General features: G+C 52.4%; 7 protein-coding genes and 2 pseudogenes. 7 read left to right on the forward strand and 2 right to left on the reverse strand.

What is annotated here, in order from left to right; all coding sequences use genetic code 11:
* Positions 1-860, forward strand: an 860-nt coding sequence (locus tag PKX57_RS09605; RefSeq protein ID WP_472417001.1) for a carbohydrate kinase family protein, incomplete at its 5' end; no start/stop codon positions are given.
* Positions 861-1,031: 171 nt separating this feature from the next.
* Positions 1,032-1,391 (forward strand): annotated as a pseudogene (locus PKX57_RS09610) (FGGY-family carbohydrate kinase); the annotation flags it as partial.
* 165 nt (positions 1,392-1,556) lie between these two features.
* Here the strand turns inward: PKX57_RS09610 and PKX57_RS09615 are convergent.
* Positions 1,557-2,822 (reverse strand): patatin-like phospholipase family protein, encoded by a 1,266-nt coding sequence (locus tag PKX57_RS09615; RefSeq protein ID WP_472417003.1) that lies wholly within the window; start codon positions 2,820-2,822, stop codon positions 1,557-1,559.
* A gap of 571 nt (positions 2,823-3,393) precedes the next feature.
* On the opposite strand from PKX57_RS09615, the gene PKX57_RS09620 reads away from it, so the two are divergent.
* From PKX57_RS09620 to PKX57_RS09640, 5 genes are all read left to right on the forward strand, one after another.
* Positions 3,394-4,326, forward strand: coding sequence for a radical SAM protein (locus PKX57_RS09620; RefSeq protein ID WP_472417005.1), 933 nt, complete (start codon positions 3,394-3,396; stop codon positions 4,324-4,326).
* A 179-nt stretch (positions 4,327-4,505) separates the two neighbouring features.
* A complete protein-coding gene (locus PKX57_RS09625; protein ID WP_472417007.1) occupies positions 4,506-5,432 on the forward strand; it encodes a carbohydrate kinase family protein in 927 nt (308 codons plus the stop codon).
* 3 nt (positions 5,433-5,435) lie between these two features.
* The gene (locus tag PKX57_RS09630; protein ID WP_213920857.1) at positions 5,436-6,884 is read left to right on the forward strand and encodes a glycosyltransferase; all 1,449 of its coding nucleotides are present in this window, start codon (positions 5,436-5,438) and stop codon (positions 6,882-6,884) included.
* 216 nt (positions 6,885-7,100) lie between these two features.
* Entirely contained in the window at positions 7,101-8,666 is a 1,566-nt protein-coding gene (locus tag PKX57_RS09635) for an HD domain-containing phosphohydrolase (RefSeq protein ID WP_472417009.1), read from the forward strand.
* A 28-nt stretch (positions 8,667-8,694) separates the two neighbouring features.
* Positions 8,695-9,888, forward strand: a complete 1,194-nt coding sequence (locus PKX57_RS09640) for a MalY/PatB family protein (RefSeq protein ID WP_472417011.1) — start codon at positions 8,695-8,697, stop codon at positions 9,886-9,888.
* A gap of 188 nt (positions 9,889-10,076) precedes the next feature.
* On the opposite strand, the pseudogene PKX57_RS09645 reads toward PKX57_RS09640, so the two are convergent.
* A pseudogene (locus tag PKX57_RS09645) lies at positions 10,077-10,822 on the reverse strand (methionine synthase); the annotation flags it as partial.

Consider the following 10,822-nt stretch of genomic DNA (forward strand, 5'->3'; position numbering starts at 1 on the left):
TCAATATAGCGGCAGGTCTTCAGAAACTCGGAGTTCCCACGGCCTTTCTTTCGAAAATCGGCTTCGATGAATTCGGAGAGGCTCTAGTCAAGTATCTTAATGAGCTCGGGATCAGGACCGATTACATCGTCAGAGAGACCGGCACAAAAACGACGCTGGCCTTCGCGGCACTTGACAGCGACGGAAAGCCCGAGTTCAGGTTCTACAGAGACCGCGCCGCCGACATATCGCTCCGCAAAGACGAGTTGAAGGATCTCTCACCCGAAGATTTCTCGCTTTTTCACTTCGGCTCCATCGCTCTTCTGGATGAGCCGTCGGCTTCTACCTATATCGATCTTTTCGAGAGGTTCAAGAAGGCCGGAGTGAGGACTTCTTTCGATCCAAACGTGAGAAAAAACGCGGTCGTCGATCACGATACCTTCAGAAGAAAGTTAAGGGAGATAATGCGCCGGGTGGATATTCTGAAGCTGAGCGACGAGGACCTGGAATACATAGCGGGAAAAGGCGACGTTGAAAAGGCGGTCGAAAGCCTTGAGGTCGGCCGCGACGAACTGGTGCTGGTCACGCTCGGAAGTAAAGGAGCCAGGGCCTTCTGGCGGGGGCGGTTCATAGGCGAGGAGGGATTCAAGGTCGAAGTTGCCGAGACGACCGGCTGTGGGGATTCATTCATGGCCGCCGTCATATCCAGACTCTACTCGCTCTCAGATGAACGGTTCAAAGCCCTCGATTTTGAAACGCTCGGAGGGATCCTGAGATTCGCCAACGCCGGCGCGGCGATCGTAGCGACAAGGTACGGAGCGGCAAACGCCATGCCCTCAGGGAGCGAGATCGGGGAGTTTCTCCAGTCCCATCGAAGGTGATCCCGCTTGAAAGGTTTTCTCGCCGTCGATATCGGTGCCTCTGGCGGCAAAGCCTTCGTCGGCAGATACGACGGTGAGAGACTGTCGATCGAAGAGGTTTTGCGCTTCGCCAACGAAGGCTGCTATGGCGGCAAATACAGGCTTTTGAAAAACGCCACTGGCCTTTGGCTGGTGCAGGAACTGCTCAGGGAGTGGAAAGCGAAAGACCAGTCGCTGGACTACCCCTCGCTTGTGCGTATGGCCGGGGAGGCGAGGCCGTTCTCCGGAAAGATAGACGTCGAATCGCCCCGTTTCAAGAGACCGGCAAGCATGGAAAGGGCGATTCTGCAGGAGTGTGCCGATAGCGGTTCGATACCCTGCACACGGGGTGAAATAGTAAGGACGGCTCTGGAAGGCATAGCCGCGATGACGGAACTCACCAGGAAGGAGCTGGAACGGTTGACCGGCAGGATCGACGGGCTCCACATAGTGGGCGGAGGAGTGAAGAACCAACTGCTCTGCCAGCTGATAGCCGATTTCACGGGCCTTCCCGTCACCGCCGGACCGGTAGAGGGGACGGCGATAGGAAACATAATCGTCCAGATGCTCGCGCTTGGCGAGTTGAGGGATCCAGGAGAATCGGCCGAATTGCTGAAAAGATCCTTCGAAATGCTATCTTACGAGCCGCGAAATTCTTTACAGGCCCCCCGACCGCTACTATTGCGCGGGAAAGAGCTCCAAGAACCCTTCTTTGAAAGTCCTGTACTGACTTCCCTCCAGTTTTTCCGGCACAAAATTGTCAACAGCGAATTTGATGAGCCTTGCGATTCTCTCGACCTCTATGTCGTTATAGCTGTGGCCTTTGAAGAGATCGATGTCGCAGCCCGCTATTTCGGCCATTATCGAGGGAATCGAATAAAGCGTCAGTTGCGACAATCCGACGATCTTCGCCATACTTTCCAGAAGGGCGATAACCGTATCGAGCGGTACCGTTGTTTTGAAGAAATCCTGCAGAACGGGCAACAGCTGACCGTAATAGAAGTGATGGGTCGATTCCGTCTGCCAGGGTTCGACACCAAAGACTTTCAGCATCTCCGCTTTCCTGGGTTTTGTCATGGTCAGAAGGGCCGCGCCGAAAGCGTCGCCGGAAGCGTGAATATAGTACTTATCACCCTTCACAAGGCCGAGGGCCTTCAAACAGTCGAGATAACCTTCTCGCATATAGTTGGCCGAAACCTCGGGGTCGAAATCCAGTACGTCGCCGTAATTCTCGGTCGGAGTAATCACAAGCTGGGTAATCTCCTCAGATCTCTCCAGTGAAGAGAGCGAAAGCATATCCCGGAGCCTCTTGGGGCCAAGATCGACCACGATGATCTCCTTGAAACCCTTGTTCATTGCCATATTGACCGGAATATTTCTGTAAACGCCGCCGTCTATGAATTTCTCGGACCTGATAGTCTCCCTCCTGAAAACGGGATGGTTCGCGCTGGCAAGAACGTAATCGGCCAGCTGGCCGGAGGGAATATCCTCGATATAAAGCTCTTTCGCCTCCATATCCGTTAGAGAGAAGGCAACTATTCCCATGTCGATCTTGCTCTTCCTGACGGCTTCTTCGTTCAATAAAACGTTGAAACTTTCCCGGAGTGGAGAAGCATCGAAACCGCCGGCTCTCAAAGCTTCGAATATCTTTCCCACGAAGTTGTTGCTGGAGCTGCCCTTAACGACCCTCTCCATGTTGATATTCAACCAGAGATCGCGTGTGTCGCGAAACTTGTTCATGGAGATCGCGACGGAGTTCAACGCGCCGACCGAAGTTCCGTAAACTCCCCCGATCTCTATCCTGGAATCCTTCAAAGCCTTCCAGACCCCTACCTGGTATGACCCGCGGGCGCCGCCCCCCGAGAGAACCAGCCCTATTTTGCCTTTGAACTCGATCCGTTCGTCTTTTTTGAGTAACCTTTCAGAGAACTCGACTCTGCCCACCGCAATCACCTCGATTCAATTCTATCTGAAGGGAGGACAAATACCAGCATAACGGAAGCCGTCCCCGGAAGAGCCGTCCTTGGTCCTTCGTTGGAGCATGGACCCGTCCTTGGGGAACCTGAGGCTAGAGGTAAGAGGCAAGAGGCTGGAAGGTCGATAAGATCTCGACTTTCTTACCTCTGACCTCTCCCCCTCTTACCTCTGTTTAGAGACAGACGAGAAGAGCGAGATCCCGTATAAGATTCCTGAACAGGAGCCCTGAATAGGAATATTTCAGGGCAGGCTCCTCAGGACAGGCTATTACGGGATGACACGGGATGACGGTGTGCGCGAAAAATGAGACAGACGTGAGGAGAATCGTCAGTCCCTATTTTCGCCAAACGGGATAACAGCGCTCTCTCCTTCTCGTGAGTGAAGCGAACTCTCGACGCTCTTTCTCGTGTTTTACCGACAACCTACACCACCCCCACCACGGCTCTTAGTCGCCTCTCGAAATGTATAAATATATGTTAAAGGCATATATGGTGATATAATATCTATGGCTCTTTTGCCGTAAAGAGAGGTTGCTTTCATGACTCACGTGTACGGTGTTGTGCCTTCGCGGAGATTGGGCAGGTCGCTGGGTGTGTCAACGATTCCCTTCAAGACCTGCAATTATTCATGTATTTATTGCCAGCTTGGAAGAACGACAAACATGACTAACACCCGCACGAGTTTCTACCCTCCCGGGGAGATAATAAACCAGGTCAGGGATTTCGTGAACGAGAAGGGCGAGGAGAGTTTCGACGTTGTAACTGTCGTGGGCGAGGGCGAGCCCACGCTGTACAGACCGCTCGATCATCTGGCGGGGGCGATCAGGGAGTTGACTTCCAAACCTCTCGTGCTGATCACCAACGGATCGCTTCTCTTCGACGCAGACCTCAGAGACGAGATCTCCGGTTTCGACATCGTGATGCCGACACTGGACGCTTACGACCGGGAGAGTTTCAGACGAATCAACAGGCCGTTCGGAAAGCTCGAGTACGAAGAGGTTTACGAGGGTCTGGTGGATTTCTCCGGAGAGTTCGCCGGAGAGGTATGGCTGGAGGTCATGCTCGTAAAGGGTTATAACGACGACGAAAGGTCCCTTGCACTGTTGAAAGAGCGGCTTTCCAGAATTAGAGCGAGGAGAGTGTATATAAACGTTCCCGCCAGGCCACCGGCCGAAGATGGTGTCACAATACCGGATAACGCCACTTTGAAACTCGCACGTGAATTGCTGGGCGCTGCGAGTATCGAAAACCTTCCAGTCAGCAATTTTCTATCGCTCGAAAGCGATGCGGAGAGCACCGTTATCGAGATCATAAAGCGCCACCCCATGTCGAAAGAAGATATAGAAAGCCTCCTCTTTTCGCGGTTCGGTCCGGGTTCAGCCGAAGGGGTTTTAGAAAAGTTATCCTCTAGAGAAGATGTGGAAAGGCGCGAATACGCAGGGAAAATCTTCTACAGATACAGGTCGATCTGATCGAAGGCCGGAATAAATCTCGCCTCGCGATTTTTAGATCTTGCCGCAATAGGACGAAAAAGTCCTCTTCCACTTCTGCCCACTGTCTCCTGTGTTGTGCCTCGGGTGAGGTGCTGCAAAGGCTTTCCGTATTTGTCGGTCATAATGATAAACTTGAATCAAGGAAGGAGGGCTTTCCGTTGGGAAGAGTTGCGGTGATCGGCGAGCTACTCATAGATCTGATTTCCGATACACAGGTCAGCGAACTTTCACGGGCGAAGAGCTTCAACAGGTTCTTCGCGGGCTCGCCGGGCAACCTCGTTTTCAATCTTCATGATCTCGGCGTTGATTCCGCTATCCTTTCCAGGGTCGGGGACGACTCCTTCGGCCGGGCTTACATCGATCTTCTCGCAAAGAGGGGGATCGATGTCTCATACGTTCAACTGGATAAAAGGAGGCACACTTCGTTCGTGATAGTATCGCGTTCCGACTCGACTCCGCAATTTTTGGCCCTGCGCGGCGCGGATTGTATGCTGGAGCCTCCCGTGGAGATAGATCGGTTTCTCGACGGTGTGCAGTTTCTTCATCTCACTTCCTGGCCGCTATCACTTTCACCGGCCCGCGAGACGACCGTCTCGGTAGTTCAGAAAGCTGCGGAGAGAGGGATAAAGATCTCGCTCGATCCCAACTATCGCGAAGTTATCTGGGAGTGCGGACACGACGGACCTGCCTTCATCAAGAAGATGTTGAGATATATCCACATCGTCAAGCCCTCAGACGACGACGCGCGGCATATATTCGGGGAGATGCAACCGCGAGAGTACTTAGATCTCTTTCACGAATTTGGAGCGAAAAACGTGATACTGACACTCGGGAAGCGTGGTGCGGTTGTCTCCGACGGTTTCAGGATTGAAGAGATCGCTCCCTGCGCCAGAAGGGTCGTCGATACCACCGGGGCCGGGGATGCCTTCTGGTCGGGCCTGTACAGAGGGCTGCTCGAGAGGAAAGATATCTTCGAAGCGGCCCGTTATGGAAACATGTGCGCCGCCTTTAGAATAGAACACGAAGGAAAAGATACGCAACTCCCTGCGATCGAAGAGCTAAAGACGATTTATGAGAGGTGTTGAAGCATGAGAGTAGCATTTATCAATCCACAGGGGAATTTCGATTCGCGCGACAGTTACTGGACCACTCATCCCGATTTTGGGGGACAGCTCGTATATGTCAAGGAACTGGCCGTCGCGATGTCCGGACTGGGTATCAACTGCGACATAATCACCCGAAGAATCACTGATCCAGATTGGCCGGAGTTCGCAGGCGATATGGATTCGTATCCGGGTGTGGAAAATGTGAGAATAATAAGAATCCCGTTCGGGCCCGAAGGCTTCCTGAAAAAGGAAGAGCTCTGGCCGCATCTGGACCAGTTCAGAAAGGGGGTAATTGAGTTCTACCGTCAGGACAGAACTATGCCCAGCTTCATAACCGCCCATTACGGCGACGGCGGCCTGGTCGGGGCGATGCTTTTCAAGGATACAGGCATCCCCTTTTCCTTCACTGCCCATTCGCTCGGCGCACAGAAGCTCGAAAAGCTTCTTCAGACCGGCGATGACAGGGGCGAGCTTGAAGAGAAGTACAACTTTTCGTACCGGATAGCGGCCGAGAGGCTCGCAATGAAGTATTCGGCCGTCAACTTCGTCTCCACTTCGATGGAACGTTACCAGCAGTACAGCCACAGGCTTTACAGGGACTTTGTGAATATCGGGGATGACTCCAGGTTCAGAGTCGTGCCCCCCGGTGTGAACACTTCGATCTTCAAGACGGAATCCACCGATCTGGACGCCCATATCGAGGAGAAGCTGAATTCAGCTTTGAAAGGGTTTGTAGAACCTTCAAGACACTCTCTGCCCTTGATCATCGTCTCGAGCAGACTGGAACCCAAGAAAAACCACACCGGCCTCGTAAGGGCCTTCTCAACCGATACTGCATTGAATGAGGCCAGCAATCTCTTGATAGTCGTGAGGGGAATGGAAAATCCGTACGATGAGTACGAAAAGACCGATGATCCCGAAAGAGTTGTTCTTTCCGAGATTATCGAGATCGTCAGAAGAAACGGCGTTGAGAAAAAGGTTCTCTTTCTCAACATCGAAAGCCAGCTAGAGTTGGCCGCTCTGTACAGAGTTGCCGGCAAGCTGAGATCGATCTTTGCGCTGACTTCTCTGTACGAACCCTTCGGCCTGGCGCCGATCGAGGCCATGGCCTGTGGGCTACCGGTAGTTGCCACTTCGAACGGCGGTCCATCCGAGAGCTTGAATGAAAACGGAGTCGAGTACGGGGTTCTGGTCGATCCGGCCGATACGCAGGATATTTCCCGCGGGTTGAAGAGGCTTATAAACTGCGATCAGGCTGTCTGGAAATCCTTCAGGGAACGAGCCATGGACAGAGTGATGGACAAATACACCTGGGCAGCCACGGCAAAGGGGTATCTCGATGCGATCAAAGAGCTTATCAAAAGCACGTATCCCGAGCCGGAGATTCCCGACTATATATATACCGGGATCGATGTACCCTTCATCGAGTGAGAAGGCTAACCGTTCGATAACCGGGCCAATATGTTTGCCAGTCAGGAAGGGAGGCGTGCCGCTTAACCCTTTGAACGGGGTCCTTGGCGGTGAGTTGCTGTGAAGAATCCGGCCTTGAAGGTTGCATTCGCATATATTGTATTTGGAGCCTTGTGGATTTTGTTCTCGGATATGCTGGTCAACGCGTTTTTTCCGGATAAGGCTTCTTTATCCACCGTGCAGACCTATAAGGGCTGGGCCTTTGTAGTCTCCAGCGGTCTTCTCTTTTACTTCATGATCTTCAGGGAGTTTCGTGGAAAAGCGAAGGCGAACGTGCTGCTGACGAGGCAGAAGGACTTTTCCAATTCCGTTCTCAACAGCGCCGGGGTCTATGTAGCGGTAATTGACGACAGGGGAACAATTGCGAGAATCAACGAGAAGTTCGAAAGGCTTTTCTCCTCTTCCGGCGGAGAAATCATCGGGAAAAGCATATACGATATTTTCTTGAATCCCTCGACGGCGAGCGGTTTGAGATCGGCCGTAGATGATATCCGTGATGGAGACGGCGAACAGGTTTTCGAAAGCGGCTGCCCGGTTCCCGGGAATACTCTGCATATTCGCTGGTCGTTGCGCTTTCTCGCCTCCTGGAAGGAAGAGACCGATTATTTCGTTCTCACCGGAGTCGATATAACCAAAGTCGTCGAATCGGAGAGGAGCGCAACTAAAAGATTGAACAATATTCAGGCTCTTCACGAGATAGATCTTGCGGTCAGTTACAACGTAGAGCTCGAGAAGATGCTGGACGTCTTTCTGGAGAAGTCCATATCCAGGCTGGAAGTGGATGGCGCCGATATTTACTTGCTGAGTGAGGACAATAAATTGAGATTCACGCATGGAATGGGATCGATATCCGGCAAAAGTCTCCCTGTCGATCTTCCGCTTGAAGGTACCGTTCCCGGGAGGGTCGTGCTCACGGGCGAGCCTTATTCGGGGCCGTTGCGCCCCGATTCAGGCGCAAACTGCCCCAGACTTGAGATGATAAAAGGGATGAAGATATCCGAATACCACGCAGTTCCCCTTCAGACGCGCGGCAAGACCCTGGGAGTGCTGGAGGTCTTCAGTGTTGATGAAAGGGAGCGTGACAGCGAATGGCATGACTTTCTGATCACACTCGCCGGGCAGGGGTCACTGGCAATAGATGTGGCTATCATGATAGAGAGCCTTAAAGCGAGCAACAAGATGATCAAGCACGCTTACGATCAAACGCTAGAAGGCCTCGCGATGGCCCTCGAGTTGAGAGATATAGAGATGGAGGGGCATTCGCGCAGAGTGACGGAACTGTCCATGGCCCTCGCCAGAGAGATGGGGCTGAGCGATGGAGAGCTCGAGAGCTTTTACAGGGGCGCGCTTCTGCACGATATCGGAAAGATTTCCGTGCCGGACGAGATACTGTTCAAAAAAGGTCCGCTGGATGAAAGCGAGTGGGAGATAATGAAAGCGCACACAGTCTATGCCCGTAAGCTCCTTTCTCAGATCGACTACCTGGTGCCGTCGCTGGATATACCCTACTGCCATCACGAACGCTGGGACGGTTCTGGTTATCCCCGCGGACTGAAAGGTGAAGAGATTCCGCTTTCGGCAAGGATTTTCACAGTCGCGGATGTTTACGACGCGCTGACTTCTGAGAGGCGATACAAGCATGCATGGCCCGAAAAAGAGGCGTTGAAGTATTTGCGAGAGAATTCAGGGAAATTATTCGATGAAAGGATCGTTGATCGCTTTCTGAAAATAGTCAAAAATTGAAGAATTATAAAAAACGGAGGTTGTGCTTGTGCAGTACGATTTCGACAGGAAAATAGAAAGAAGGGGTACTAACTGCCTTAAATGGGACCACGCGGACTGGTTTTTCGGCACAAATGATCTTTTGCCTATGTGGGTGGCAGACATGGATTTCGAAGTGGCCGGACCAATACTGGAGGCAATCAAAAAGAGGGCCGATCATGGAGTCTTTGGATACACAGTTAAACCGGAAAGTTACCACGAGGCCCTTGTCGAGTGGATGAAAAAAAGGCATGGGTGGAAGATAAAGAAGGAATGGCTGGCGTACGCTCCCGGAGTGGTTCCCGCCGTTCATCTGAGCATAATGGCCTTTTCCCATCCAGGCGATAGCGTTCTGGTCAACAGCCCGGTTTACTATCCCTTTTACAGTGCCATAAAGAACACTGGCCGACAGCTTCTTGTGAGTCCTCTTAAAAGCGATGAAGGCCGTTACGAAATGGATTTCGATGATATTGAGAGAAGAATAGACTCCAGGACAAGGCTCTTCATACTCAGCAACCCCCACAATCCGGTGGGCAGGGTCTGGAAAATAAAAGAACTGGAAAGACTGGGAGAGATCTGCCTTAAGCACGATATAAAGATAGTTTCCGACGAAATACACTCAGATCTTGTCTTCGAGGGATACAAGCATATTCCCCTGGCCTCTATCTCGAAAGAGTTTTCGATGCAGACGATTACCTGCGTCGCTCCGAGCAAAACTTTCAACCTTGCAGGACTGGCTACAGCCTCCGTAATTGCCGAAAACAAAAGGATGCTCGACGAATATAACAACGCACTCTCTTCGGTGGGGATAGGGCTGGCCAACGCCTTCGGAATTGTTGCATTCGAAGCGGCTTACAGGTACGGTGAAGAGTGGCTGGAACAACTGCTGCCGTATCTGAGGGGGAATTTCGATTATATGAGGGAATTCATCGGCAAGAATCTGCCAGCGGTGAAGGTGACGGAACTCGAAGGCACTTACCTGGCCTGGCTGGATTTCAGGGGACTGGGGATGACCGTGGAAGAACTAAAAGATTTTCTGTACAAAAAAGCCCGGGTGGGTTTCGAAGACGGTTCGGTCTTCGGAGAGGAAGGTGCCGGTTTCATGAGGGTCAACCTCGCCTGTCCCAGAAGCACCGTCGAGGAGGCCTTGAACGGACTTCTGGAAAGCTACGGAGAAATATCCGGCCCTCGAGGGAGAGCATAGGGTCTAGATCCAGAAAGGACTGTCATCCCGTGGAGCCTGCCCTGAAATGGTCTCATTCAGGGTTCTTATACGGGATCTCGCTCTTCTCGTCTGTCTCTAAACAGAGGTAAGAGGGGGAGAGGCGTTCCCCAAGGACGGGTCCATGCTCCGGGACGACTGACGCCGGACGACTCTTCCGCTCTTATAGCTCATTCTAGCGTAAAGATTCCCAGTTTCTTCAACCTGGTTCTCTCGTCGATCACTTCGTTGTTTTCATCGACCGCGAAGGTAGCCCCATCTATGGTAGCGGTCGTTGTTTTCCCCTTCGCCACCGACATTTTTCTCAATCCCGGGGCGTCTAGAATCCCCGCGTTTATGGCTGCGTAAATGGTCTCGGGCGAGGTCAGACTGGAGATCTTGATACTCTCCATGGCCTCGAGTATAGTGGCAGATTCGTTTTTCAGGAACTCTTTGTGTCGTTCTATCTTATCGTCCTTCGAGAAATCGGGCAGTCCTTTTGCGGCCTCGCTCATGGCGTGTTTCACCATCTTCACGCTCTCGATTATCTCCACGGGCGTGGCCCTTTTCGTCGCTTCGCAGTAGGCCACCACGTGGACTATCTGCGGTTGCAGATAAGAGGCAGTGAAGAGAGAGGATACCAGCTGGCCCATCGACATGTGGGGATCGGCCGGGAAGGACATGAGTCCGGGACGTACCATCGTTACAGGAATGAAACTCTCGCTCTTCAACGATTCGATCAGTTCCTTTTTCGCGAGAGACTTGGCGATATCCATAGAAGGCGAGATCCCCGGGGGCGTATTCATCATGTACTGGGCCACGTACACCTTCACTCCCAGTCTTCTGGCGGCCATGGCGGCCAGATACGCCATCGTAACCTCGATGGCGTCGTGGCAGTATCTGAGAGCCCACTGGTGGGCCTCGTTTATCTCGACGG

The sequence above is a fragment of the Mesotoga sp. genome, from assembly GCF_035363035.1.
Taxonomy (GTDB): Bacteria; Thermotogota; Thermotogae; order Petrotogales; family Kosmotogaceae; genus Mesotoga.

Bases quoted from the DNA above. Each gene is read 5' to 3' on its own strand.
- PKX57_RS09630 (WP_213920857.1), top strand. From the start codon at position 5,436: ATGAGAGTAGCATTTATCAATCCACAGGGGAATTTCGATTCGCGCGAC.
- PKX57_RS09620 (WP_472417005.1), top strand. From the start codon at position 3,394: ATGACTCACGTGTACGGTGTTGTGCCTTCGCGGAGATTGGGCAGGTCG.